Below are 24,853 nucleotides of genomic sequence, written 5' to 3'. Positions count from 1 at the left end.
TCAGTTCCCGACCGGAGATTGTTGCGCCGGTTGAGCTTTGGAGCTCGCGGTCCGATCGCTGTCGGTCGAAAGACATGCAAACGCGAGTACGACCGGTAGCCAGTAGTATGCCTGCTCGAAGAACGCCGATGTCAGAGCGAACGTCATCATCGAGACCAGAACGCCGGCCGCGGCGGCGTTCTTGCCGGACTTCATCGATCTGAACGCAACCAATGCCGTCGCGCAGATGATCAGTGCCACAGCCAGGGCAAGCACCACCCCGCCTTGGTACCAGGATCGTAGAAACACATTGTGGACGACTGTGACGTTGTCGAACGAGGCCGCATTGGCCGCGTTCAAACCCACCCCGGACAGCGGATGCGCACGAATAGCGTCCCAAGCGAATCCGTAAGTATCGTTACGGATCTCTAGAGTGCTGACGGCCTTGGTCTGCCCTGTGACCTGAAGGTATCGATCGGCCGGCGTCTCCAGGTGCTTTCCGAACTCGGTGTAGGTGATTGCGATCCAGAAGAGGACGGAGGCACCGACAAAACTCTTGACGATGGTGGCGATCTTCACTCGCGAAGAAATCGCCACCACGATTAATCCGATCGCGCACGCCGACAACGAACTCAAGCTACCGGTTGCCAGCAGTCCCACCGCGTTCACAATCGAGATCAGCACCAGAACGACCCGATTTCCGACCTTTTGCACTGCAGCCCCCAGGCACAGAATCAGCGCAAGTGAGGACATGATGCCCAGAACGTTCGGGTGACCTGCCAGACCTGGAGCACGACCGTTCACAACACCGAAACCGAAGACGGATGAACCTGCCAATTGGATAGCGGCGACCAGAGCAGAAACCGATTGGCTTGCTATGAACGCAATACATACACGCCTGACAAATTCCGGATCGCGCCGGACATTGGCGACCATCACAAATATTCCGAGCCCGAGAACAATGAAGAGTTGGATTCCAACGTAGAGATTTCCGGTGACGTCACTGCCACGCGTTGCTGTCACCGTGGCGACAAGAGCGGCGTAGCCGGCGATCAACCAGACGCCGACAAACTGCGGCCGAGCAACTCGTCCCAGTGCTACTGACGCCACGATGACCGCAAGCACTGCCATCGCCCACAACTGCGTGACGGCGCCGGGCAACGAGCGGTATATCGGAACTACGACCGCGATCGCCATCCAGACGGCGGTAGTCGGCGACAAAGGAATTCTGCCTGTTCGCCCTGCCGTCGGAGCGGCATCATCCCGAAGGCCTTCAGGTCTGATTTGACTCGGCGTTGTCATTGAGTTCCTGCTTCCGACAATCGAATTTTATGCATTTCACCCTCAATTTCACCCTTCGCCAACGCCGGGCTGAATAATCCCCGCTCAGCGCAGAAGTCAGCCTCCGTCGGCGACGTCGCGTAACTGCAAATAAGCGAATCGTCGACGTAAAACTTTGCCACGACATGGCAGATATCCAATTGTCCTCGACTCGTGGCCGAAAGGAAGTGGCATATACCTCTCGGCTCAGGCAATATGACCGCTATGAGTGGTTTCTCCGCATGGGTCGAGAATCAACTGGAACTTCGCTCGTTCGGCGACATCCAGGAAGCTGCGCGTGCGCTGAAGATTCGACCTTCCGAGCTGAGTCGATGGCTGTCGGCCAAGCGCCCTCCCACGCAGGACACGATGCGGACGGCATGTCAGGTCTTCGACGCTCCGATCATGGAGGTCCTCGTAGCCGCCGGTTATCTGACCTCTGAGGAGGCGGAGCCTGGAACGACTCCACCGTCGGTCGTCGCGACGATTGCGACACAGTCCCTGGTGGACGAACTCACCCGACGCGGTATCGACAAACGCAGCGAATGAATCCGGGCTACCGACATTCACATACGCACTAACCGAAAATGGTGCGGATTCTCTTGCACCAAAACATATTCCGATCTCAGCTGTCATGGACGGCATTCTTCAGTACGTCAACTGCGGATCCGGCTGATCCAATCGTTCCTTGAGCCAGACTCGCAACTCCGGACCGTACTCGGTGCGACTGAGCGCATGGTCGAGAGATGCTCGCAGAAAGCCTCCCGGGTTACCCAGATCGTGGCGGGTTCCGTGATGGACGACGACGTGAACCGGATGCCCCTCCGCGATCAACAGCGCTATCGCATCCGTCAGCTGCAGCTCACCACCTTGCCCAGGCAAGATTCGCCGGAGCGCATCGAACACGGCGCGATCGAGCAGATAGCGTCCGGCCGCGGCGAGGGTGGACGGAGCATCCGCCGGGTCCGGCTTCTCCACCATGCCGACGACCGCGAGCACATCGGGGTCATCGCCTTCCTCAGGCGCTTGGACGTCGAATACTCCGTACGCACCCACACGATCGGGCGCGACGTCGAACGCGCACAGCACAGAACCACCACGCTCGGCACGGACCTTCGCCATAGCGTCGAGAACGCCGCAGGGGTGAACCAGGTCGTCGGGAAGCAACACCGCGAACGAGTCCTCGTCGGCATCCAACACCGACTCGACAAGACCGACGGCATGACCCAAGCCGAGCGGGGTTTCTTGGACGACAGGCTTCACCGATATGAGGCCAGGTGCTCGACGCACACGCTCGAGCAGATGGTGCTTTCCACTCGCGGCGAGCTTGCCCTCGAGCACCAGGTCCTCGACGAAGTGACCGATCACCGATGCCTTGCCTGGCGCGGTGACGATCACCAAGCGTTCTGCGCCGGCCTGAGCCGCTTCGCTGGCAACCAGTTCTATCCCGGGCGTATCCACGACGGGGAGTAGCTCTTTCGGGATCGTCTTGGTGGCCGGAAGGAAGCGGGTCCCCATCCCGGCAGCCGGTACCACCGCAGTCCTGAAAGGCCGTTCAGAGTATCCAGTCATCGTTCACCTCTCCGCTCACGCGATGCTCCACACACTTACCGTTACGCGCATGCAGCGGTCGTCCCCTCATTTCGACGACCGAAAGCTCACATCGCATGTACAGCCTGCGCACAAGGTCTACCGGGCAGCCGATGCCGTCGCAAGTCGACTCGAACTCGGAATTCGTTGCGCGCGAGAGCTACACACCACCCCACATTGTCACTTCCGCGAGGGCCGCACCGAACTCCGCTCACTACCCGTTACCGCGGCGAACGGTCGTGCCCGCATTTCGACGTCAATCGGAAAGGGACTGCTCTGTCAACCAAAGGGGCAGGTACAGCGCAACTTCCGTTGCCGGCGTCTCGATTGGACCGTCCTCGCACAACCGGACGTAGGTCCTGCGGGTGCCGCGTCGATAGTCCTGCTTGGTCCCGCGGGCCTTCAAGTTCGGTTATCCGCAGGTGAATGCCACTGAATACCATTGGATGCAAACGAAATACGGTCATCACGTCACAACGCCAGGTTCAGGTTGTTATCAGATCGTGACCATACTCCCACTGGGCGGAACTCCTAGTGGACTACCAGCAGTGTCCTAACTTGCCAGTGAAGCGATCACATCGAAGAGTGGATCGTCGGGCCCGATGTCCATTGTGCACTCGTTCGGCCGCGGATCCGGTACGAAGGCCCACAGGAGAGCTCCGGCCGTACCCGCCGCCTTCTGCCCCGTCAGCTTCGTCTCGATATTCGTGCCTCGGGTTGCCAATGATTCACAACTGCCCGCCAATTCGCCTGTCTCAGCGACCAACAACGGCTTCGAGACGTTCGTGGCCTGTTCGATGCGACGCGCCAGTCCGTTCCACTGGTCGCCCGGAAGCGGAACCCCGTCTGCTCCGTAGTCGTGATACTGCAGAATGTCGACGAAGTCGGACTCGCTCACATATTGGTAGTCGTCACCAGCAGTGCCGCACTGACCGCCCCCGACGTATCCGGCCGTGATCAGGGTGTTCGGATCGATCGCCCGAAGTTCGGCGCCTGCCGTGTCGAAGAACTCCCGCAACACCTGCGCGGAATCAGACGGGCACGTTCTTGTCCACCAATTGCAGGCGGCGTCGGTACACAGGCTCGGTTCCGGCTCCCCCACCAATTCCCACGCCGCGACGGAAGGCTCGTTCTTCCAACGGTCGACGGCGGTGTGCATCCAGTCCTGAAAGCTCATGGTGGCTCGACCTGGGATCAGGTTCGCAACCTTCCAGTCGTCGGTGTACCAGTCCCTGGATTTGAACAGCCCGTCATCACACCCGCTGTCCTGTGGTGAGAGCACCGGAATCGTGAACTGGTTGTGTCGCGCCGCAGCGTCGAACACCGCGTCCATCGGTCCGAAATCCATCTCCCCGGACACCTTGTTCACCGCGAACGCTTGGAAGGCGTTGAAACGCGTGACGGAATTCGGTGGCAGAGAACCGAAGTAGGCATCGAGATCGACCATCGCGCCACAGCCGAAGTTCACCGACCAATCAGTGGCCAGTTGATAAGCATTGAGCCCGGTGGGCCACCACGGCTGTCCGTCGAGTGTCAGTCCGCTCGACGACGCTCCGACCCGAACCGTCTTGGGCGAATCGGCAACCACCGGCGTCGTGAACATTCCTGTCACGACCGCGACGGTTGCAAAGCTGACTACAGCGGCAGCGATACGGCGACGCACTGTGCCACGCACACGCGGACGCGCTTCTTCAGAAGACATCTACAACCATCCACGTCATACGGACAATCCTCCCACACGAATTCCCTCATCGACCCGTTTGACGTTCACCGGTCACGCGATACAATCGCCAGGCCGAAGGGTCCATGCCGCCGTCGTTGTGCACCTCGAGCACCAGTGCTCCCACACCGCCGGCACCAGTGTCGTACATCGTCGGATAACGCCGATTGACCGCGTCCGACACACCGCGACCGGTGTTCGGAACCGACAGGATGTACTCGACGTGATGTTCGGCCGGGTTGTTCAGTACGCGCACGAAGTCCGCATCGGAAGGCACGACGAATTGCCGAGGGTTGTTCGACGACGCCACGACGGCATAGCTCTGCACGGTGTCGAGCAGAACCGACCCCTCCGGCAAAGCCAAGTCGTCCAGGTACCTGGCGATGCGACGCTCGGCCGCAAACGTGCGTAGATTCGTCTGCTCCTCCAGGTTCTGGCGGCCCGGAATGATCGCGCTGGCAATGGAATGCTCGAGCACTGCGATCCGCGCACTACCCATCGCAACAAACGTGACCAGCGTCGAACCGACCAGCAAGCACAGGGAGATCACAAGAGGTAGAGACGGTCCCGCCTGCTCGGGGTACGTCGACACCGAGCGCGACGCAGCAGCCCCTGGTCGACGCGTGATGACCGGCGCTCCGCGAGGAGCGATCAGGACGACCAATACGAAACACAGCGGAATGATCGAAATGTAGAAGCGCAGAAGAGGAAACGTCGATCCCATCAGGTAGAGCAACGTCTGCGCTCCGAGGATGGCGCCGAACAGCACAAGAGGCACCACCACTTCGGTGTCGCGCCGCCGAAGTGCGTAGATGACTGCCAGGACCACGAACACCGGGAGCGCCGGCCCGAGTACCGCCATTTCGGTGATCGAGAACGCAAGGCGGGCAACCGGTGAGTCGGTTCCGGCACCAGCCTGTTCCAGGATGGAACTGTTCCCGTACACCGACGAGAACTGTTGGAACGCTTGACCCGTGATGAGCCAACTGGCAAACGACCACAAGGCGAAGGCCAGGAAACCCGGCATCAGCACGACGGCGCCGTCGAGCGCTGCTGCCCAGAGCCGCAAGCCAGGTCCTGCGCCCTCGCCCCGCTCCTCCGCTGTCGGTTGAAAACGAAGCCAACTCACCACGGTCACCAGCACCACCGCGACAAACAGGGGTGCCAATGCGTCGTATCGAGTGAGGTACGCCAGAGCGAACGCGAGGCCCGCACCGATGAGGTCGTGTACGTCGTCGCTGCGCATCCACCGAATCAGTCGACGTGTCGCCCACAGAACGAAGAAGAGGAACGGAGCTTCGCTCATTCCGCTCGCCGCGTACATGACGATCATCGGATTGACAGCGAACAGCACGGTAAGGACGACGGTGACCCATCGCGGACACCCACGGTCGCGGCTGATCCCGCGTATCTGAATCACCGCGCCAGCCATGAAGGCCGCGGACATCACGACCGCAGTGATGTTCCACCGCAGCAGATCCGGCCACCAATGACCCATCAGGCCCATCGGAATCTGGACTGCCGCCGTCAACGGGGTGAACACGAATCCGATCGCCGCGAAGTGCGGATCACGGCTGAGCAGCATCGCCGACACCGCGGCGACACGACTGAGCGAATCGGTGAAGATGAACCCGATACCCGCGTTCATCCATACGCCCAACGCGGTGTAGATCGCGAAGAGCACGACGAACATCCGCCATGGCTTCCGGCCCGGTAGGTCGTGGACCGCGACGGACAGGGCCGGGCGATCGGTGACGGTCACTGTCCGCGACGCCGAGCCACGAGCACACCACCGACGGCAACAGCGATCAGAACCACGGTCCCGAATCCGATCCAGCCGATCGTGACCGCGCTCAGTCCGGTCTCTTCTTCGGCCGAGGTCGCAGTGCCCAACGGGGCGACGTCGACTCCGACGTCGAACGGCTCACCTCCGCGAGGTGCGACCAGTAGATCGCCGGTCAGTTCTGCGAACCGGTCTTTCCCACCTTCCAACCAGTTGAGCAGACCGTCGGCATCGGCCGCATCACCCTCAGACGTCAGCGCCACTACTTCGTTGTGCGAACCCGAAACCACCTGCAAGGCACCGTATTGTCCACCGAATTCCAGACCCTGCAAGCGCAGGAGTCCTTGATCTGCCGTGTCCATGGGTAGAGCCACCGGAGTGGGCAGCGTCCCGTCCGCCGCGATCAACAACGCAGGCAGCGAACTGGTCGCCGCGTCGCCGAACGGGAGCACACGCGGTTGCAGCGGCAGATAGCTCAACCGCTGCATCGCGACAACGAGGCGCTGGGCTCGAACGAGATCTGCAAAATCACCGTGACTCAAACCGACATCGAGTGTGGGCAGCATCGACTGAGGCAATGACTGGAATCCTCCAGGCGTCGGCGGGAATCCGGTAGTGGACGTGATGGTGCTGGCCGGATCGACAGTGAGCGAAGAAGGGCTACTGGTGCCGCACTGGAAGTCGCCGGTCACATCCATCGAGACCTCGAACGTCAAGTCGCGACGCAGGAGTTCGTTCGGAACATCGACGCCGATGTCGAAGCGCCCTGTCTCGTTAACCGTCTGCGAGGCGAGTCGTCTATCCCCGAGTGAGATCGACAGTTCTCCGTTACGCGAATTCGGTAGCGGGACATAGGAACCAATCATTCGCACCGAGACATCCTTCATCGGACGCCCCAGTTGCGACTGACTGAACGGGACGTCGACCTCGATGTGATTGAGACCGGAAGTCGTCAGCGTTCCGAGCTTCAGCTCACCGACGGTGATGGCGTCCTGGGAAATCTGGGCAACCGTGTTGTCCGGTGACGCCAGCGCTCTGCTCGCCGCCCAGTAGCCGTCGAAGTTCGCCGCCAAGAGACTGACCTGAGGAACGAGCGTCTTGTCATCCCCTGAAATTCGCAGCACGGGTGAACCATTCGGCGCCGTCGCGAGATCGATGCCGGCGTCCCCGCTGTTACCGAGCACTACAGCTCTCTCGAACAGTCCCGGCTCAGCGGAGGGCAGACTCTGGCCGTTCGGCAGCTGCTCCACCACCACTGCATCAGGCTGACTTCCGTACTTGTTGACAATCGCTGCACTCAGTTGCAAAGCCGCACTCTGCTGCGCCCCTGACGAACCATCCGTGACGTAGATGGTTGCCTTCCTCAAAATCGGCGGGAAGAAGGTTGCAACAGTTGTGGGCTGCCGCTCAGCACCGTCGTAGGCGACAAAGGCATCCCGGAGCGCGAGGGGCTGGTATCTCGTTCGGTCGTAGCAGCGGTCGTCGACGGGAACGAGGTGAGCGATCATCGACACGGTCACACTACGGTCGACCACTTCGAGACCTTGCAAGGGAACCGAAATCGGTAACCCGGTCCCGGCCTGCCCGGCGTCGAAGTCGACGCGGCTCACCAATCTGCCGTCCGCAGTCACTTCGAGCCAGCCCCTACTGAAGTCGGTCGGGGCGGTCAGGATTCCGGTCACGGCTGTTGCGGTGAGTCCGTCCGGCACCGGCACGGTCACCAACACTGGTGCGTCATCGGAAGAGAACACGATGTCCGTTCCTCGGCCGAGTTCGGTGAAGGAGATCGGAGTTGTGGCTGCGGCGACCACCGAAGTATCTGCGTCGTCCTCGAAATCCTGGGCCGAGGCGACACCGCCGAGAGGAAGCAACAAAGTCACCGCGACAGCCACCGGCATTGCCAGCGCGCGCGTCAGCCAGGTTCGAGAGTGGCCCATCAGCGTGTCTCCTCGACATTTCTTGTTTCCGCGCAATCACCAAACACAAATCACGGGTAGCAATCTCGCCAGTTCGCGACGGTCGCAGGTCCGATCGCACCGTTACGGACAAACGAACCATAACGACCAATTTGTGCGTTTGGCTAATTATCCCGACCGGCGAGACTTTTGTTACGGCGCGTCACATGATTAGCAATCGCTGCCGCTGGGAAGCCGAAAGAAACCGTCCGCAAGCCCGTCAACACGCCTGAACGTCCGTCCAGTCTGGGCGCTTCGGGGGGCGGAGAATTCTCAGATAAGGAAGCTGTGACGCTCAATTCGATCATCCCCGCCGGCAAGAGCGCGATCGGAAAGCTGGTCGGCGCACCGTTCCACTTCGCATCATCGCTGCGCATGGCCAGGGTTTTTCACCCGCACGGGATCGAACTGAAGGGAACATTGAAGCCGGCCACCCCGTGGTGGCCGGTAACGGAGTCGTCGACGATTACCGTCACCGCTCGAATGTCGAAAGCACTCGGAATTCCGGGAGACCTACCCGACATACTTGGCCTGGCGCTTCGGTTGCACGATGTCGGCGCAGATGAAAACCCGTGGGACATTCTTCTCGCAACATCAGGACTTTCTACCTTCTCGAAAATGTTTCCAGCTCCGGCTTTCTCGTGGAACGGCGCGAGATACAGCACACTGGTCCCTTACTCACGCGCGGGCGGGGCCGCGGCGTGGCTGATCGTGACACCGCGCGGCGTCCACCCGGCCGGCACTTCTTTGTCTGCATTAAAAGCTGCGGTCGATCATTCCCCGCTGCACTTCTCCGTGTACCTCGCGAGAATTCAACTTCAGTTGATACCGATCGGACATCTCTGTCTCGACGAAGTCGAGGACCACCCGGATTGCCTCCAGCCGTCCTTCGATCCGATCCTGAACAGGCCGGCACACATGCGCATGCTTCCGGAGTGGCTCGCGGAAACGCGGAAGTTAGCGTATCCCCCCCCCCCCCCCCCCCCCCCCCCCCCCCCCCCCGAAACTCATTCAGCTTGTGAACTTGTCCTTGATATCCGAGACCTTGTCACTGACAGTGTCTCCGGCCTTCTTGACCTTTGCCTCGCCCTGATCGGCAACACCTTCGGCAGCCAGATCGTCATTGCCCGTGGCATTTCCGATCTTTTCCTTGGCTTCGCCGATGAGATCCTCAGCGCGGTGCTTTGCCTTGTCGATGAAGTCAGACATGTGTTTCTCCTTCTTGAATTCGGTGTGGATTCGGTCGTGCGTTCGGCCGTGGGATTCGGCCGTGGGATTCAGTCGAACTCGAACTGCGTGGACAAATGTGTCAGCGTTTTCCGGTGACTGCCTTGACCAGGAACAGCAAGATGACTGCACCGAGAAGGCAAGTGAGGAAGCTGAAGATCCAGCCTGCACCCTCGACATCGACGCCGAAGACTCGAAGCAGGAAACCACCGATCAGGCCGCCGATCACACCGACAACAATGTTGAGGAAGATCCCCTGCTGCGCATCGGTTTTCATGATCTTACTGCCGATCCAACCCGCCAGCCCACCGATGATGATCCAGGCGATGATACCGAGAGGAAGCATTTGAACTCCTTAGAGTAAAGAGGGACGGCGCAATGAGTGACTGCCGGTGAAGGGAGAGTTCCGAGCGATCGGCCCGCGCAACTAGACCGTGATCGCGGGTTGTGTTTGCACACAACCGGACTCTCCGCCGCACGACGCGGGGGATCGTGCACTCAGTAGCAGCCACATTGTCTGCTTACCTTTCTATCAGGTGTTCACGACAGAACCAAAATGACTGGCGATTCACCACATACGAGAAACGACACTCACCGACGCGCACATGATCAGCGTCACTACGATCGCGATCGCCATCGAAGTGACGGTCGCAAGGAGCACCGTGACACACAGTGCCACAGCAACATCCATGACTCTGTGCACGATCGGGAGGTCTACCAATACCCGGTCACCGGGAGGCTCAAACCTCGATTGATCAGAGAGTTCTCGGCTCATCGCGTTTCGCGCTTTCCACGGCGATGTGAGTTCTGGTCGCGACGGATGGATCACCGACCATCGACTCGACTTGATCCCCCGTGTCAGTGACGCGAGCAATCAACTCGGACAACGTTTCCGATCCGGATACGACGCTACGTCTCAATGTCACTCGCAAATCGATCGTGCGAACTCCACGATCGAGCAACGCTTTTCCTCGGACACGCGACACTTCGTCGAAGTCCTCCAGTGATGCGCTCGCCCCTTCCGCCACCGCACCCAGATCCGCGGTGATGGAATTGTGTGAGTTCGACCCAGGGACCGTGATCTCCTTCACCCGACGCAGCGGCACATGCGCGATCAACCACCGCAACGCGAGGAGGGCTAGCAATACTCCCCCAGCTCCGACAGCCCATGGCCACCACGAGTGATCGACAAGATCTTCAGCCCAGGGGATCTCGATACGCGCCGGGAAATCCTTGATCACGTCGAGATTCCACAGGATCGCTGCAACTCCCAGCGCTACCGCGAGCATCCCCACGACGCATGTCGCCACGCGATCCATCGCCGTCGCCGTCCGAGTCATGACAGCGATCCCGTCTGGATACGAACCTTGATTCGCGGCGATGGTGACAGCGACCCGGCCAAGTCCCCCAGCACCGCACGGATTTCCGATTCAGCGGCGGCGGCTCCATCGGGCGTGACCGAGGCCTTCACTTCCAGCTTGCGCCGGGTCGCGTGTGACGAAGCGGATCGAACCTGGGCAAGAGACTCGACGCGAACAGACGCTATCGCCGCTACATCGGCGGGATCGATCCACGTATTCGCGACTCCGACCAAGGCATTGGCAGTCTTTCGGCGCGGTTTGAGTCCGAGGATGACGAACCACAGGCCGAGAACGACGGCTGCGATCCCCGCCGGCAACATCCAACCCTGGTACGCGAGCCCGTCCACATATGCGGCAGCACTTGGTATCCACTGCGACCCGGTGATCACGCCGGTATCCACCAGCGCGTCGCGGACGCCGACCACGCCGAGCGCGAGTAGCGCCGCGGCGATGAGGAATCCCGTGACGGCCGATCCGGGCGCCGAAAGGGGAACAGGAGCAGCAGCCCTCGAGGCAGTGGGTGGTGCGACCTTGTCGGCGGTCATCGCACTTTCCTTCCCGCGTCACGCTTGGTCGATGCCGGGAGAACGCTCACGATCGCCACGTCCACTCCGTCTACGTCCAGGCCCGATACAGACTGCAACTGGGTTGTCACGTTCTCTCGCACCGCGGTACCGATGACCGACAAGGATCCGGGCCACTCGATCGCGATGTCCACCTTGGCCCGTACCCGCTTGCCGGATACCAGCACTCGCGCCCTCGGCAATTCGCGCCCGGTCAGTTTGTCCATGCCGGCGGCGTGATGGCGCACCCCCGGGGTTCCGCGCGTCGCCTCGAGAACCAACTTCTGCGCGACTCTGTCTCGAATCGTCAGCGTTCCACGATCGCCCGGCTCACCAAGCACAGACGACTCCGGTCGAGCTGTCTCAGCCACGTCCGCGACCCTTCAGCATCACACCGAGATCGAACTCGCCGTCACGCTGACCACCGACGAGGTATCCGATCACACCGAGAACCAGAGCGATGAGGAATCCGGTGAAACCGCCTGCAGCAGCTGCGACTCCGAGAAGTAGTCCTGCCAGTAGGCCGACAGTCGAGGTGGTCATGTGAATCCTCCGTTGTGGATGATGTTCGATGGTGCCTGTCAGATCTCGGTGTAGGTCTTTGCACCCGGAAACCGAGCGCGCACCCGCGTGTACTGGGCCCGAACGGGTTTGGCTACCTGTCGCATCGTGCCGCGCAGCGACGTGCGCACAACCACACCGATCGGGGATGCGAAGTCCCGGTCGACGCGTTCGAATGCTCGATTGAGCGCGTCGGCAGATCCGCCCACGTCGGGGTGGTAGTTCCTGATCGCCTCTCGGCGTGCGGATCGTCGATCGGGAACTGAACCCCGAGAGTGCTCAGGCATCGCGTCCACGACCGACTACGTCTTCCACTGTCACGTTCACGGGGCCTGTAACGAGTCCTGAAACCGCTTGGCGGATAAGTAAAGCCGTGTCTCGAACGGCGGCGTCGGCGAAGATGCAGACATGGATGTCTGTCGACGACTCCGTCACCCGCACGCCGACGACGCGGCGACCGGGGAGGTACGTGCCAACCTCGCCGAACATTCCGGCATGAAGCGAGGCGACCCCAGGTACCCCCGTCACAGCCGCCGCGATGGTGTCAGCGATTTCGGAACTCACTGCACCCGTGCAGTCTTGGGCTCGCCGGTTTCGTCGTCGCTGCCCTCGTCGAGGTGGACGTCGTGAACTGTGATGTTCACCTCGGTCACTTCGAGACCCGTCATCCGTTCGAGCGCCGCAATGACGTTGCGGCGAATGCCGGTGGCCAGATCGGCGAGCGATACGCCGTACTCGGCCACGATGTCGATGTCGACCGCTGCCTGCTTTTCGCCGACCTCGACCGATACTCCCTGGGAGTGGTTGACACTCGCGCCGGGGATCCGCTCGCGCAGTGCCCCGACAACCCGGGACGCTCCGCCGCCGACGTCGTACACACCGCTCACCTCTCGCGTGGCGATGCCGGCAATCTTCGAGACAACGGTGTCGGCGATCGACGTCTTTCCTTGAGAGCTCACGAGAGCCGAGTCGTTCGATGATGCAACATCCTTCGTAGATGCTGTCGCAACCTGTGTGCTGACCATTGTCATCTCCTCCTGTTGATCGATCTACCTGTGTAGTCGTCACTCGAAGGCAAAACCGAATGCCCCAGTCAGGTGACGTGCATCACTGACACTTGTTAGTTACTGTCCGTAACATTCAACGCCCCGGCCGGGCGAACAATCTTCGAACGCAGCCGAGTTTTCCGCATTTCCGCGAGAGGAGCGACTGTGGCGTTACCGCACACACAGGGGCTCACCGAAGCACCTGACGGCTTGGACACCGCAACGGTGGACGCTGCGATACTCGGCGACCGAGAAGCATTCGAGTCACTGGTGCACTACTACGGACCTGCACTTCACCGCTATGCGCGTCGAATGCTCGCAGATGAAGGCGACATTCTCGAGGTAGTCCAGGACACCTTCGTGGCCGCGTGGCGCCGACTCGATTCATTTCGTGGCGAATCGTCGATGCGAACATGGCTTTTCGCGATATGTTCCCGAAAGATCGTGGACAGCTATCGAATCAAGAGAGCACAACCCATCGACGACAAGCTGCTGGATCCTCTCGTGCCGTCTCCCGAGGCCGGCCCGTTCGACACGACCTCGAACGCCGCGTTCCTGGAGGCACTGGAAGAAGCGTTGGGTGAATTGCCTTATCGCCAGCGTGCGGCCTGGACGCTGCGAGAGGTGGAGATGCTCACGTTCGTTCAAATCGGCAAGATTCTGAGACTCACTCCGGATGCAGTGCGAGGGCATCACCATCGTGCACGGGCTAACCTGAGTGAACGAATGACGAGGTGGCGATGACTGAATCACGAACCGACGCATTGATGGCGCACGCATCCGACGTCCTGCGGAACGCTCCCGAGCCAGGCTGGGATCGAATCAGCGACAAGGTGATCCGGGCGCTACGGTCGACCTCGGCGTCCGGTTGGCCGCTCGACGCACACGCGTCCGAAGGTCCACGTCTAGGCACGGTGTCGGTGAGCGATCACGTCCTCCGCACCCATTTGGCCGCCGAGATACGTTCTCGACACCACTGCTCGCCGAGCAGTATCGAGTTCTTCGTCGACGGCCACGAAATACGTTCACTACGTATCGAACTGGCAGCGCCATACGGAGTGGATCTGGCCGAACTGTCGGACCGGGTTCGATTCACCGTCGTCGATGTCGTTCACCTGATCCTCGGCGACATGGACCCACCCGTCTCTGCAGAGAACGTCCACATCGCCGTAGTCGACATCGTGGATGATCTACCTGCCGAGGAGAACACCAAAAGCCACTCCGAGCACTAGGTGTTTGTTCGGCAAGTGTTTGGGAACCCGGCACTCATGACCACTCCCCCACCACCGGATCCGGGCCCCGTCCCCGACCCGGGGTCGCCGACACCACCCGCGCCGGCACCACCCGATCCGCTGAATCCCCCGCCCGTGCCACCGACTCCGACGCCACCGAACCCGTATCCCCCGGATCCGATCCCGCAGATCTGAAGTCAGCTGCCCCGAACTTCAGACTTCAGCCGCCGAGTTCGGCGATCATCTCGCTCAACGATTCTGCGGCGATACGTAGTTCACCTTCGTCGGGGTTGTCGGGCGAGGATGGTAGGCGCTCGGCCAACTGCTCGCGAGTGACAAGCGAGATACCATCGAGGCCGAACCCTTCTTCATCGGGGACGTAGATCTCGATCTCACCCCCAACCGCTACCAATTCCGAATGGGGCCCGCTGCCCAGCAGTGCACGCAGGTGTTCGGTCGTCACGGTCATATGGTTCACGTGAAATCTCCTGCTTCGGTGACAGCTGACTTTGCTGGTATGGCTCGACGTGACGTACTGGCTCGACGTGACGTACTGGCTCGACGTGACGTACTACCCCTATTGAGTACCCCTCGCGGGTGAGCAAGAAACGACAAGTACATGAACACCAACCTTCAGAGAGACGCAGCCACCATGAGTGAACGAAATTCCACCGACCGCACTGATCAGACGGACGAGCCGCAGACCACCGGCACCGACCACGGTCCCGGAACCGGGGCCGATGCCGCACACAAGGACGTTCAGACCGATCCGTCGGGCGAGCGTACGTGGGCCGACGAGGGTGGAGCCTCGAGTACCGGCCCGGCAACCGACACCGACTGATCGCGCAAGAGCTCAGTCATCGGGACCAAGGTCCCGTGGGCCGACGCTCACGGGTCCTTGAAATCCTTACGGATCTAACGCTTTTCACCTGGGTTTTCGCGATGCGGTAAGGTAGGCACTCAGCACGGTTGAGTACCCAGCCGTTGAAGACGAGCACGGTTCGTGCGTTGCTTCCCGTGCCGTTTCCCGGTTTCGAACGAAACCGTTTCGAACCAGACCGTTCGAACGAACCGTTTCGAGCAATCCGTCAGGAGTTTCGATGAACGAGTTTTCGAGAACTACAGATGAGCGTACGGACAGTCCCCCCACATTCACCACGACGTGTGCGGAAAACATTCAATCACTCGTGGTCAGCGGCGAGATCGACGTCCGGTCCCGAGCTGATTTCGCTGCCTGCGTCGACGACCTGATCGGTGAGCGTCACCCGTTCGTACTCGACTGCTCGGACGTCCAGTTCATCTCCGTCGGAGGTCTTTCCATCATCGAGACTCTGTCGGCCAAGGCACGAAGGCTCGGCGTTCCTTGGACGCTCGTCGCAGCGCACCCCGTCAGGCGCCCGCTGTCTCTTCTGAAGATGGACGCAGACATCGTGTTCACCGACTCGACAGCCGAGGCGGTCACATACCTGTCCTCGACCACCGTGCTGGACGAGACCCTGGCGGAGCCGATGTCGGCGTGAGTACCGATCTCGAAAAGCTCTCCGAATTCGTCGTCGTCGCAAACCGACTACCCGTCGATCTCGAAACCGACGAGGACGGTGGCAAGAACTGGAAGCGAAGTCCGGGTGGACTCGTCACTGCTCTCGAACCCATCCTGCGACAGCGAGACGGCGCTTGGGTCGGCTGGCCGGGCGTCGCGGACGAGAAGGTAGATCCCATAGTGGTTGACGGCCTTCGTCTGTTTCCCGTCGAGCTGACCTCTCAGGACCTCGCCGAGTACTACGAGGGGTTCTCCAACGACACGCTGTGGCCGCTCTACCACGACGTCCTGGTGGCACCGACGTTCGAACGGTCGTGGTGGCACACGTACGTCGCGGTCAACCAGCGGTTCGCCGAGGAAACCGCCCGTTGCGCCGCGGACGGAGCCACCGTCTGGGTGCAGGACTATCAATTGCAACTCGTGCCGGCAATGCTGCGCGAACTGCGCCCGGACCTGACGATCGGGTTCTTCCTTCACATTCCGTTTCCTCCGGTCGAGCTCTTCATGCAGCTTCCGTGGCGCAAGGAGATCGTCAAGGGAATGCTGGGCGCCGATCTGATCGGCTTCCACTTGCCTGGTGGCGCAAACAATTTCCTGTTTTTGGCCCGAAAACTACTCGGACTCAAGACAACGACCGCGGGCGTCGGTGTTCGAAGTGCGCTCGGGCATGTGGATTTCGACTCTCGCGTCGTCAAGGTGGGGGCATTTCCCATCTCCGTCGATTCGGCCGAGCTGGAGCGCCAGTCGAAGAGCGAATCGGTCCTGCGCCGCGCACGCGAATTGAAGGAAGAGCTCGGAAATCCCGAAAAAATCCTGCTGGGAGTCGACCGCCTGGACTACACCAAGGGCATCGACCTGCGACTGCAAGCCCTCAAGGAACTCCTCGACGAGGGCCGCTTGGATCCGGAGAAGTACACGATGGTGCAGCTCGCCACGCCCAGTCGTGAACGCGTGCAACACTATATCGACCTTCGCAGTGTCATCGAGGAACAGGTGGGCCGCATCAACGGCGACCACAGTCAGATCGGCCGCCCCGTAGTTCACTACCTGTATCAGCCGGTCGACCGCGAAGAACTGATCGCACTGTTCGTCGCTGCCGACGTCATGCTCGTGACGCCGATGCGTGACGGGATGAATCTGGTGGCCAAGGAGTACGTGGCCTGCCGAGGCGACCTCGGAGGCGCTCTCGTTCTCAGCGAGTTCACCGGTGCTGCAATGGAATTACGACAGTCATACCTGGTCAACCCGCACGATTTGGACGGCGTGAAAAATACAATCCTGACCGCAGTTCATCAGGATCCGAAAGAGGGCCGTCGCCGTATGGCTGCGCTGCATCGCCAGGTCATGACGCATGATGTGCATCAGTGGGCCGAGTCGTTCCTGACGGCACTTTCGCCGCCCGAACCGCGCCCGGACAATCAGTTCGTCACGGAGCGCGAGTCTGACTTTGCACGCAACAACTGACCCCGTGGGCTTGCGTCAAGGGTGAGCGGAGACTCGAGCTAGGATTGGTTTCAGTTCATCGTCAAGCAGCGGCTGCGAACTGATCTCCTCAACATAGCCGTGCAATGCTGCATCGGCCCAGAAAGACAGGCCGACCATGCCCCTCACGGTGAAGTACTCCGAAACCTACAACGACGCTCTCATCGCGCTCGCTGCTGCTACTCATCGGCCGGCCAATGTGGTGAACCTGTTCGGCGAGTACGCCATTCGTGTCGATCTCGAATACAACCGTTATCTTCTGGCGACCAATACCGCGGCCGGACTCTCCGATCGACCCGACAACGGAGAATCGTGGCTGGTGCGGTTCTTCCAATCCGAAAACACCGACACACCGGATCGCCTCCTCGCGGAAGCGTCGCATCAATGGTTGGTCGATGCTTTGGACGCCGCGCTCGAACAGATCGAAGCGGCAGGCAACAAGATCTCCGCCGACGCGGACTTCGGCGACCCTACCCGCACCGAAACTCCATCCTGAACGGCATCGTATGGAGCAACGCTACTAGTCACCCTCGGCGGTCAACTGGCTGATTCGAGCCGCTAAGACTGCATTTTCGGCCTCCAGGGACAGAATCAGACGGATACCGACCAGATTGACTCCGTCGTCGATCAGCGCGGTGATTCGTCCGAGCGTATCCAGGTCGGCCTCGCTGTAACGGCGTGTACCGCCATCCGTGCGGGTTGGTGTGAGCAGGCCCCTTCGCTCGTAAAGGCGCAGCGTCTGAGGTCCTACCCCGGACAGTTCTGACATCACTGAGATCCCGTATACGCCGCGCAGCGCCCGGGTCTGGGATTCCGACGTCACTGGAACCTCCTAGTTCGGTGTCGGCTGTCTCAATCGGCGTCATCCGACCTTAGCATCATCACGCAGTGAATCTGACGCCCAGGACATAGATTCAAGCGTGTCCAGGGCCACTCATGACAAAAATCGTCGAGCCGAGAAGGCATGTAATGGCAGATCAAAGCCGATTTCGGCAAGATCGCACAGGGAGCTTCCCTTAGCCGTCGAATCGAAGTAGCCTTGCCAATTATCTACATCGGCTGATATAGATTTTGTAGCACTTGAAAGCGCCATAACCGGCACTCGAAGGTGTAGAACACCCAGACGTCGGAGTCGGTGGTTCAGCCGACTCCCTCACGGCACACTCTTCACCGGGAGCAAGATGACGACGATCGACATCCCGCCCACACAGGGCGAGAGCACCACCGGCATCGGAATCACTGTTGCAAGCGCGACATTGACAACCGAAGAGGTCAAGCGCCGAATCGCGATGATGTACGGCGACCCGGTGACAGAGGAGCCAGTAGCACTCGCGCACTGAACCTGACCGACACGCGATCCGATTGACGATGGCGCGAGACCGCCCCGTTCGCGGGCGATCCCCATCAAAACGAGAGGAAAACATATGTCCGAGTTCACCGTACCGGGACTGAGCAGCGCAGACGGTTCGTCCGTCGCCGATATTCTGCAGGAACGCCTCAGCGCCTACAACGACCTTCATCTGACGCTCAAGCACGTCCACTGGAACGTCGTCGGACCCAACTTCATTGGCGTGCACGAGATGATCGACCCACAGGTGGAGCTGGTTCGCGGCTACGCCGATGATGTGGCGGAACGTATCGCGGCACTGGGCAACTCCCCCAAGGGCACAGCGGGAGCGATCGAGCGCGATCGGACTTGGGACGACTACTCCGTCGGCCGCGACGACGCTCGCGCCCATCTGGCTGCGCTCGACCTCGTCTACACCGGGGTCATCACCGACAGCCGCACTGCAATCGACAACGTCGGCAAGATCGATCGGGGGTCGGCCGAAATCGCGATCCCCACAACAGGAAAGGGCAAGAGCATGTCTGCGGACTCGCGCGGCACGTCGGCACAAACACGTCGCGAGTATCAGATGTTCGTGTTGCAACAGCGTTTGTTGTTCGGATCGATCGTGGCAGGCACCGCCCTTGGAGTTCTCGCGATCAATTACTTCTGAAATATCAGGGGCCGCAGCCGTCGAAGACAGGACAGAAACGACACAATCATGAGTTCGAGCACTCTCCGCTCGATCGTTCGAAGCGATCGATTTGCGGCAAGCACTTCTTCTCTTCTGCTCGTGGACAGCGATTTCCGTATCCAGGGCGCAAACGACGAATACCTTGCCGTGTCCGGCCGCAGCCTCGATCAGTTGCACGGAGTGGAAGTGTTCGAAGCCTTCCCCGACAATCCCGACGACTCGTTTGCCGACGGAATCTTCTCGTTGACARCGTCATTCGAGCGCACGATGCACTCCAGAACTCGGGACGCACTGCCGACTCAGCGTTACGACGTGCGCGATGAGCGAGGTAGTGGGCTGTTTGTCACGCGCTATTGGAATACGGTCAATTCCGCCGTCACCGATGATGACGGCAGGGTGATCGGAGTGCTTCATCGTGTGTACGAGGTTCAACGACCCCAGGCTCAGCAGTCCAGTTCAGCGTCAGACGTCCTCACCCGCCTTCGCGCGGAAAACGACGAACTGAGAAGAGCTTTGGATTCTCGGCCCGTGATCGAGCAGGCCAAGGGATTACTGATGGCCGAGCGCGAGTGCTCGGCCGACCAAGCCTTCGACCTTCTGGTCGAGATGTCGCAGGAATGGAACGTCAAGGTGCGCGACATCGCCGGTGGTCTTGTCGCCGCAGCAGAGAGACGTGCCGTCGATCAAAAGAATTCCTGACGACCGGGATTCAAAGGTTGTACGGCTGGGTAATGACCGACCAGAGGTACCCCCGAAATCTTCCCCTCGAGGGAGGAGCCTCGAAGGTCCCGCCGGKTCAGGCCGGCGGGACCGAGCTTTGCCTTAACACCCGACCCGGATCCCCGATCCGAGTCGAGTTCGTCACGCAGCGAAGGGAACGTCCATGTTCATGCGCTCCTACACATCTCCCAGGCCCCTTGCCGACGAGTGGGATTGGCAGCTGTCCGGCACCTGCCGCGACACCGACCCCGCCCTGTTCTACGACGACACGAACGAGCGCGGCTCCAGGCGAGCGAAACGCGAGAGTTCGGCGAAGCTGGTGTGCGCCAGGTGTCCTGTCGTGCAGAGATGCCTCGTGCACGCCATCCAGACCGGGGAACCCCACGGTATCTGGGGCGGCATGACCGCGACCGAACGAGAATCGTTGCGTAAAGGTCGAACTGAACCACTGATCAGTGCCGCTGCGAACTCACCGGAGTAGGTGGCAACCTCAAGGCCTGGCCTCGTGATGTCGTAAACCGTGCGTGCGGCGTCGCTCCTTCATCTCGGCTTCGAAGAGGTGCGGCACTCCGCCGGCCAGCTTGTCACGCACCACCTGTTCGCATTCCCGAAAGAAGGACCAGTAGTTCTCGTCGAACTCCTCGACCAGCTGGAAGGTCCAGCGCCCTTCGACCACGTTCCGGCCCATCAACTCTTTCTCGACCTGATCGGCCAGCTCGTCGTTACCGCTGGTTCGCAGTAGCTCTACGACCTCGTCGAGCATCAGATCTGCATGTCCGATCAGCTGATGGAAGTCGTACAGAGCGCCTCGCGCCCGCTCCACCGTTTCGAGGGCGTTCGACAACACCCCCGCTGCCTTCACCTCGTCGTCCGTGACGCCTTCCGGTCGTGCGTGTACGGGGATCTGCCTGTCCGCCTGAGTGCCCATGAAACGGACGTACCCGAACGGGTCACAAATGAAAGATGGGATTCGGTACGAGCGCACCACAGGTGATGTGTCTCACAATTCATCCTCTAGTTCGGGTAAAGAGGATTACTTCGCCGGGCGAAGGGTAATCGAAGGCCATGAATACTTCCGGGGTAGAGATGGCTGGCACGCATGGCCGGTACCGTTCCTTGCCTCGGTCCGCCGGAATTACGCCACATCTACCTACAGGAAGCCCCTTGATTCCTCTGTCGAGTCCGACCGAAGCCGAACTTACTCACGACTCCATTGCCTCGCTCCGCGTCCGAGCGTCGTACTCCCAATTGCCGACTCTGCGCGGAATCACCCGCACGGTTGCCAACAACACCGGATTGGACGTCGACGGGACAGCCGACCTTGCTCTGGCGATGGACGAAGTCGCGAGCATCCTCATCGGCCATGCGATACCGTCCAGCGACTTGACCTGCCGATTCGAGACCTACGGTCGCACTCTTCGGATCGTCGTGTCGGTGATCGCGCACTCCGAAATACCCGACAAGTCCCACAGCTTCGGATGGTTCGTTCTCGAAGCACTGGTCGACTCGGTCCGTTTGGAGCAATCGGAAATCGACGCGGACGGTCACATCACGCTGACGATGACGCTTGAAAAGGGCTTGCTCCAGGAGCGTGCGTGACCGCTGTCCCACCGGACGATACTGTCCCACCGGGCAAGGCTGTACCACCGGACAAGAAGGACCAGTACGAACTAGCTGTCGAATTGTTCGTCTCGATGGCGTCGCTTCCGCCGGATGATCCGACCCGAGAAAAGATCACCAACTCGATCATCGAACTGTGCCTACCGCTCGCCACCCACGTTGCACGTCGCTACCAGGGGCGCGGCCAGCCTTTCGAGGACTTGGAACAAGTTGCGCGCGTGGGGTTGGTACAGGCTGTGCAGCGATTCGACGTAGACAAAGGATCGGATTTCCTGTCGTTCGCAGTCCCCACCGTAATGGGCGAGGTACGCAAGCATTTTCGCGATCACGGCTGGTCCGTACGCGTACCTCGCAGCCTTCAGGAACGACATCTTGCCCTCAACCGGGCGCTCACGTCGTTGTCGCAGACGCTCGGCCGTGCACCGACGGTAGCGGAACTTGCGACGGAGCTCGACATCGAGCCGGACGAGGTCGAACAGGGGTTGACCGCCGGAAATTCGTATCGAACCACACCGCTCGACACCGCGTCAGCCGGCGACGGGAGCGGACTGACTCTGATCGATACTTTGGGACAGTACGACGAAGCGATCAGTCGGATCGACAATCACGAAACCCTGCGACCCGCGCTCCTTGCACTACCGGAGCGCGAGCGCACGATCGTGGTTCTCAGATTCTTCGGTCATCTCACCCAGTCCCAGATTGCCGAAAAGATCGGCATCTCTCAGATGCATGTATCCAGAATCCTCACTCAGACACTGAAGCAGCTGCGCACCGAGATGGGTGAAATCTTCTGAAGTAGGTCCCCAGGATCAGATGTATTCCTGCGCAAGACGTTCCATCTCGTCTCGGTCAATGAGCCCGGGCTGGCCGATGTCGAGAGCCTCGAGATACTTGTTGGCGAGACGGTAATCGTGCCCCCACCGGCCGTGCTCGCCGTCCTGCTCGGTGCGCTGAACACTGGAACCGGGCGGAACCTCGTCCTGCAGACCGTTGGTCTCCGCACCGATCAGTGTGTCGAGCTTGGTCGAGATGGCCGTGAGTGCATCGCGGTCGTTCATCTGAATCCCTTCGTCAGGTGGCACCGATCCCCAACCATACCGAAGTCTCGAGCCAAAAACATTGCACCGCTTAATGTTCGACTACAAGCCTGGACCGATCCAAGCCCTCGAGCTACACTGAGCGATACCGAGGTTGAGAATACAGCCGGGGCTGAAGCCGCTGGCGCTCGGTTCGCATCAGGACTCTGGATTCAGGTCACAACTTCCTGCGTACATCCATTGGGCTCAATGCTTTCCACACCTGGACTCTTCCACTTTCCGTGCCGCCAGGTCGGTCGTCAGCCTTTCGACGAAAAGCACACAGACCGGATCTGCCATGAATCTGAATGAACTCGACCACACAGCGATCGATTTCGTCGATCCCTCAACACAATTGGGTCCGATCGTGGACACACATGGCTTCGCGGCCTGGCGGATAGCACCCTCGACAGTCCTGATCCAGGTCGACGTCGACCTCGATAAACTGTCCGCCCCAGAACTGAGAGAACTTCTCAACTCGTACGCTGCGGAGTGGTCCCGCGTCATTCTCGACCTGTCAAACTCACTGTTCGTCGGTGCGGTCTGCCTCGAACTGTTCGCCGAACTGAACTCCCGTTCACGAGCGCACGACTTCCAGTGGTCCGTCATCGGGTCACACCCGCTTCGACGCTTGCTTCGGGCCGCACGGGCGGAAGAGGAATTTCCGGTCACCAACTCTGTCGAGGGAGCAATGCGCGCGCTCGCCGAAGCAGAAAAGTCACTCGAAGCCTCCTGACGCCAAGCCTGCACCGGCGTCGAGCGCCGCGCGCTCGCAGCGACTAACGTTCGTCGGGCTGTCCGACGAGCTGAGAGAGACCGAGAATGACAATCGCCAAGCGCCTCGATGCCTTGCAACAGAAGCATCCGGCCCTGGGGTTCCCGATAGCGGTCCTCTACAAGTTCCTCGACGATCAAGGTGTTTATCTCGCCGCGCTGATCGCGTACTACGGCTTCGTCTCGCTCTTCCCTCTTCTTCTGTTGCTCTCGACCATTCTCGGCTTCGTGCTCTCTGGCAACCCCGAGCTTCAGCAACAAATCTTGGACTCCGCTCTGCATCAGTTTCCGGTGATCGGTGACGATCTGGGCAATGCGCAACAGATCGGCGGCGGTGTCACAGGGCTGGTGATCGGAATCGTCGGTGGTCTCTACGGTGGCCTCGGTGTCGCTCTGGCTTGCCAGAATGCGATGAACACGGTGTGGTCGGTGCCCCGAAACATGCGACCGGATCCCATCCGCGGGCGTCTTCAAGGGTTACTGCTCCTGGGCACCATCGGTCTCGCGATCTTGGGGACCACCGCTGTCTCCAACATCGGCGGTGCGCTTCATCTGGGCGGTTCGTTCAGCTTCCTGTTGACCCTTGCGGTAGTCGTCTTGAATGCAGGCATCTTCATCGTCGCTTTCCGGCTCACCTGCGCCCGCCCGCTCTCGGTAGCCGATGTGGCGCCTGGAGCGATCGCCGCTGCTGTTCTCTGGCAAGCACTTCAGTCCTTCGGCGCCCTCTACGTGACGTCCGTGGTGCGGGGCGCCTCCACCACCAATGGCGTCTTTGCCATCGTTCTGGGTTTGTTGGCATTCTTGTTCCTCGCTGCCGCCTCGATCGTCATGTGCGCGGAAATCAACGTCGTGCGAGTCGACAAACTCCATCCGCGGGCGTTGTTGGCTCCGTTCACCGACAACACCGAACTCATCGAAGGCGATCGGCGTACCTTCGCCGATCAAGCAAAAGCCCAACGCGCGGTTCCCCACGAGAACATCCATGTGACGTTCGACGGGCACACCAAACCCGACGATTCGGACTGATCTCGACCCCGATCGAGTTGGGTATTTGGTCCCCTCCTGGGTATCGGGGTGGCATTCTGCGCCGCGAATCCAGATTTAACACAGGTGTTGTCATTTCGCGCTACATCGAAGCGACGAATACATCACAGCAGGTAAACGCGCATAGTTGAACAATCACCTGCTTCCGACGTGGTCCAGGAACGGGACAAACCCGTCAAATACTGCAACTCGCCATGCATGTAATTGGAGACAGAAAAAGAAGAGCATGGCAGGATCAG

The 24,853-nt window shown here is 60.4% G+C and carries 34 protein-coding genes; 16 read left to right on the top strand and 18 right to left on the bottom strand.

Annotation, left to right across the window (positions count from 1 at the left end; all coding sequences use genetic code 11):
• On the bottom strand, nt 1-1,176 hold the full coding sequence (locus AC1DWA_RS05775) for an O-antigen ligase family protein (RefSeq protein WP_446696314.1): 1,176 nt from the start codon (nt 1,174-1,176) through the stop codon (nt 1-3).
• A gap of 348 nt (nt 1,177-1,524) precedes the next feature.
• Here AC1DWA_RS05775 and AC1DWA_RS05770 point away from each other — a divergent pair, with 348 nt between their 5' ends.
• Nucleotides 1,525-1,848, top strand: a complete 324-nt coding sequence (locus AC1DWA_RS05770; RefSeq protein WP_020968738.1) for a helix-turn-helix domain-containing protein — start codon at nt 1,525-1,527, stop codon at nt 1,846-1,848.
• A 99-nt stretch (nt 1,849-1,947) separates the two neighbouring features.
• Here AC1DWA_RS05770 and AC1DWA_RS05765 read toward each other — a convergent pair whose 3' ends face one another.
• The 13 genes from AC1DWA_RS05765 to AC1DWA_RS05705 all read right to left on the bottom strand — a co-directional run bounded on the left by AC1DWA_RS05765 (nt 1,948) and on the right by AC1DWA_RS05705 (nt 13,084).
• On the bottom strand, nt 1,948-2,871 hold the full coding sequence (locus tag AC1DWA_RS05765) for a UTP--glucose-1-phosphate uridylyltransferase (RefSeq protein ID WP_020968737.1): 924 nt from the start codon (nt 2,869-2,871) through the stop codon (nt 1,948-1,950).
• Between the two features lie 571 nt (nt 2,872-3,442).
• A complete protein-coding gene (locus AC1DWA_RS05760) occupies nt 3,443-4,591 on the bottom strand; it encodes a beta-mannosidase (protein ID WP_477845734.1) in 1,149 nt (382 codons plus the stop codon).
• 46 nt (nt 4,592-4,637) lie between these two features.
• Complete coding sequence (locus AC1DWA_RS05755) at nt 4,638-6,371, bottom strand: ABC transporter (RefSeq protein ID WP_477845733.1); 1,734 nt, start codon at nt 6,369-6,371, stop codon at nt 4,638-4,640.
• On the bottom strand, nt 6,368-8,329 hold the full coding sequence (locus tag AC1DWA_RS05750; protein ID WP_477845732.1) for a hypothetical protein: 1,962 nt from the start codon (nt 8,327-8,329) through the stop codon (nt 6,368-6,370). The genes AC1DWA_RS05755 and AC1DWA_RS05750 overlap by 4 nt, the downstream gene beginning before the upstream one ends.
• A gap of 1,029 nt (nt 8,330-9,358) precedes the next feature.
• On the bottom strand, nt 9,359-9,556 hold the full coding sequence (locus AC1DWA_RS05745) for a CsbD family protein (protein WP_019747449.1): 198 nt from the start codon (nt 9,554-9,556) through the stop codon (nt 9,359-9,361).
• Between the two features lie 100 nt (nt 9,557-9,656).
• Complete coding sequence (locus tag AC1DWA_RS05740; RefSeq protein WP_003943661.1) at nt 9,657-9,920, bottom strand: GlsB/YeaQ/YmgE family stress response membrane protein; 264 nt, start codon at nt 9,918-9,920, stop codon at nt 9,657-9,659.
• Between the two features lie 409 nt (nt 9,921-10,329).
• A complete protein-coding gene (locus tag AC1DWA_RS05735) occupies nt 10,330-10,914 on the bottom strand; it encodes a hypothetical protein (RefSeq protein WP_030535928.1) in 585 nt (194 codons plus the stop codon).
• Nucleotides 10,911-11,480: a DUF6286 domain-containing protein gene (locus AC1DWA_RS05730; protein WP_030535927.1), complete on the bottom strand. Its 570-nt coding sequence runs from the start codon at nt 11,478-11,480 to the stop codon at nt 10,911-10,913. Before AC1DWA_RS05730 ends, AC1DWA_RS05735 begins: the two co-directional genes overlap by 4 nt.
• The gene (locus tag AC1DWA_RS05725; protein ID WP_019747452.1) at nt 11,477-11,869 is read right to left on the bottom strand and encodes an Asp23/Gls24 family envelope stress response protein; all 393 of its coding nucleotides are present in this window, start codon (nt 11,867-11,869) and stop codon (nt 11,477-11,479) included. The genes AC1DWA_RS05730 and AC1DWA_RS05725 overlap by 4 nt, the downstream gene beginning before the upstream one ends.
• Nucleotides 11,862-12,041, bottom strand: a complete 180-nt coding sequence (locus AC1DWA_RS05720) for a hypothetical protein (protein ID WP_003943629.1) — start codon at nt 12,039-12,041, stop codon at nt 11,862-11,864. Before AC1DWA_RS05720 ends, AC1DWA_RS05725 begins: the two co-directional genes overlap by 8 nt.
• A 38-nt stretch (nt 12,042-12,079) precedes the next feature.
• Nucleotides 12,080-12,268 (bottom strand): hypothetical protein, encoded by a 189-nt coding sequence (locus AC1DWA_RS05715; RefSeq protein WP_477845730.1) that lies wholly within the window; start codon nt 12,266-12,268, stop codon nt 12,080-12,082.
• A gap of 70 nt (nt 12,269-12,338) precedes the next feature.
• A complete protein-coding gene (locus AC1DWA_RS05710; protein ID WP_020968729.1) occupies nt 12,339-12,623 on the bottom strand; it encodes an Asp23/Gls24 family envelope stress response protein in 285 nt (94 codons plus the stop codon).
• The gene (locus AC1DWA_RS05705; RefSeq protein ID WP_003943699.1) at nt 12,620-13,084 is read right to left on the bottom strand and encodes an Asp23/Gls24 family envelope stress response protein; all 465 of its coding nucleotides are present in this window, start codon (nt 13,082-13,084) and stop codon (nt 12,620-12,622) included. Before AC1DWA_RS05705 ends, AC1DWA_RS05710 begins: the two co-directional genes overlap by 4 nt.
• Nucleotides 13,085-13,270: 186 nt before the next feature.
• Between AC1DWA_RS05705 and AC1DWA_RS05700 the strand changes: the two genes are divergently transcribed.
• From AC1DWA_RS05700 to AC1DWA_RS05690, 3 genes are read left to right on the top strand one after another with little or no spacing between them, the layout of a single operon-like run.
• Nucleotides 13,271-13,849: an RNA polymerase sigma factor gene (locus AC1DWA_RS05700; protein ID WP_020968728.1), complete on the top strand. Its 579-nt coding sequence runs from the start codon at nt 13,271-13,273 to the stop codon at nt 13,847-13,849.
• The gene (locus tag AC1DWA_RS05695; RefSeq protein ID WP_202023085.1) at nt 13,846-14,337 is read left to right on the top strand and encodes a hypothetical protein; all 492 of its coding nucleotides are present in this window, start codon (nt 13,846-13,848) and stop codon (nt 14,335-14,337) included. The genes AC1DWA_RS05700 and AC1DWA_RS05695 overlap by 4 nt, the downstream gene beginning before the upstream one ends.
• Before the next feature lie 36 nt (nt 14,338-14,373).
• Nucleotides 14,374-14,532 (top strand): hypothetical protein, encoded by a 159-nt coding sequence (locus AC1DWA_RS05690; RefSeq protein WP_428689752.1) that lies wholly within the window; start codon nt 14,374-14,376, stop codon nt 14,530-14,532.
• A 25-nt stretch (nt 14,533-14,557) separates the two neighbouring features.
• Here the strand turns inward: AC1DWA_RS05690 and AC1DWA_RS05685 are convergent, their stop codons facing one another.
• The gene (locus AC1DWA_RS05685) at nt 14,558-14,806 is read right to left on the bottom strand and encodes a hypothetical protein (RefSeq protein ID WP_019747457.1); all 249 of its coding nucleotides are present in this window, start codon (nt 14,804-14,806) and stop codon (nt 14,558-14,560) included.
• Between the two features lie 183 nt (nt 14,807-14,989).
• Here AC1DWA_RS05685 and AC1DWA_RS05680 point away from each other — a divergent pair, with 183 nt between their 5' ends.
• The 4 genes from AC1DWA_RS05680 to AC1DWA_RS05665 all read left to right on the top strand — a co-directional run bounded on the left by AC1DWA_RS05680 (nt 14,990) and on the right by AC1DWA_RS05665 (nt 17,855).
• Nucleotides 14,990-15,178, top strand: coding sequence for a PI-type proteinase (locus tag AC1DWA_RS05680; protein WP_228117918.1), 189 nt, complete (start codon nt 14,990-14,992; stop codon nt 15,176-15,178).
• Between the two features lie 259 nt (nt 15,179-15,437).
• The gene (locus tag AC1DWA_RS05675; protein ID WP_019747460.1) at nt 15,438-15,857 is read left to right on the top strand and encodes an STAS domain-containing protein; all 420 of its coding nucleotides are present in this window, start codon (nt 15,438-15,440) and stop codon (nt 15,855-15,857) included.
• Nucleotides 15,854-17,341 (top strand): alpha,alpha-trehalose-phosphate synthase (UDP-forming), encoded by a 1,488-nt coding sequence (locus tag AC1DWA_RS05670; RefSeq protein WP_019747461.1) that lies wholly within the window; start codon nt 15,854-15,856, stop codon nt 17,339-17,341. Before AC1DWA_RS05675 ends, AC1DWA_RS05670 begins: the two co-directional genes overlap by 4 nt.
• Nucleotides 17,342-17,477: 136 nt before the next feature.
• Complete coding sequence (locus AC1DWA_RS05665) at nt 17,478-17,855, top strand: hypothetical protein (RefSeq protein WP_019747463.1); 378 nt, start codon at nt 17,478-17,480, stop codon at nt 17,853-17,855.
• Nucleotides 17,856-17,879: 24 nt separating this feature from the next.
• Here AC1DWA_RS05665 and AC1DWA_RS05660 read toward each other — a convergent pair whose 3' ends face one another.
• Entirely contained in the window at nt 17,880-18,182 is a 303-nt protein-coding gene (locus AC1DWA_RS05660) for a MerR family transcriptional regulator (RefSeq protein ID WP_003943719.1), read from the bottom strand.
• Nucleotides 18,183-18,540: 358 nt separating this feature from the next.
• Between AC1DWA_RS05660 and AC1DWA_RS05655 the strand changes: the two genes are divergently transcribed.
• The 4 genes from AC1DWA_RS05655 (at nt 18,541) to AC1DWA_RS05640 (ending at nt 20,581) form a co-directional block, all read left to right on the top strand.
• Complete coding sequence (locus tag AC1DWA_RS05655) at nt 18,541-18,699, top strand: hypothetical protein (protein WP_003943664.1); 159 nt, start codon at nt 18,541-18,543, stop codon at nt 18,697-18,699.
• Between the two features lie 84 nt (nt 18,700-18,783).
• Nucleotides 18,784-19,359: a Dps family protein gene (locus tag AC1DWA_RS05650; RefSeq protein ID WP_477916515.1), complete on the top strand. Its 576-nt coding sequence runs from the start codon at nt 18,784-18,786 to the stop codon at nt 19,357-19,359.
• A 48-nt stretch (nt 19,360-19,407) separates the two neighbouring features.
• Entirely contained in the window at nt 19,408-20,079 is a 672-nt protein-coding gene (locus AC1DWA_RS05645) for an ANTAR domain-containing protein (protein ID WP_477916513.1), read from the top strand.
• A 190-nt stretch (nt 20,080-20,269) separates the two neighbouring features.
• On the top strand, nt 20,270-20,581 hold the full coding sequence (locus tag AC1DWA_RS05640) for a WhiB family transcriptional regulator (RefSeq protein WP_037120154.1): 312 nt from the start codon (nt 20,270-20,272) through the stop codon (nt 20,579-20,581).
• 9 nt (nt 20,582-20,590) lie between these two features.
• Here AC1DWA_RS05640 and AC1DWA_RS05635 read toward each other — a convergent pair whose 3' ends face one another.
• Nucleotides 20,591-21,028, bottom strand: a complete 438-nt coding sequence (locus tag AC1DWA_RS05635; protein WP_029254688.1) for a hypothetical protein — start codon at nt 21,026-21,028, stop codon at nt 20,591-20,593.
• 236 nt (nt 21,029-21,264) lie between these two features.
• Between AC1DWA_RS05635 and AC1DWA_RS05630 the strand changes: the two genes are divergently transcribed.
• A complete protein-coding gene (locus tag AC1DWA_RS05630) occupies nt 21,265-21,699 on the top strand; it encodes an ATP-binding protein (protein WP_019747468.1) in 435 nt (144 codons plus the stop codon).
• Between the two features lie 95 nt (nt 21,700-21,794).
• Nucleotides 21,795-22,514, top strand: a complete 720-nt coding sequence (locus AC1DWA_RS05625; RefSeq protein WP_223258034.1) for a SigB/SigF/SigG family RNA polymerase sigma factor — start codon at nt 21,795-21,797, stop codon at nt 22,512-22,514.
• A gap of 15 nt (nt 22,515-22,529) precedes the next feature.
• On the opposite strand, the gene AC1DWA_RS05620 is transcribed toward AC1DWA_RS05625, so the two are convergent.
• Complete coding sequence (locus AC1DWA_RS05620; RefSeq protein ID WP_020968722.1) at nt 22,530-22,778, bottom strand: hypothetical protein; 249 nt, start codon at nt 22,776-22,778, stop codon at nt 22,530-22,532.
• 316 nt (nt 22,779-23,094) lie between these two features.
• Here AC1DWA_RS05620 and AC1DWA_RS05615 point away from each other — a divergent pair, with 316 nt between their 5' ends.
• Nucleotides 23,095-23,532, top strand: a complete 438-nt coding sequence (locus AC1DWA_RS05615) for an STAS domain-containing protein (RefSeq protein ID WP_070797274.1) — start codon at nt 23,095-23,097, stop codon at nt 23,530-23,532.
• 86 nt (nt 23,533-23,618) lie between these two features.
• On the top strand, nt 23,619-24,596 hold the full coding sequence (locus AC1DWA_RS05610) for a YihY/virulence factor BrkB family protein (protein WP_003943713.1): 978 nt from the start codon (nt 23,619-23,621) through the stop codon (nt 24,594-24,596).
• The last annotated feature ends 257 nt before the right edge of the window (nt 24,597-24,853 follow it).

The sequence above is a fragment of the Rhodococcus sp. P4_F3_2 genome (assembly GCF_056401335.1).
Note: the sequence above shows the minus strand (reverse complement) of the source record. Positions and strands in the feature narration are given on the sequence as shown.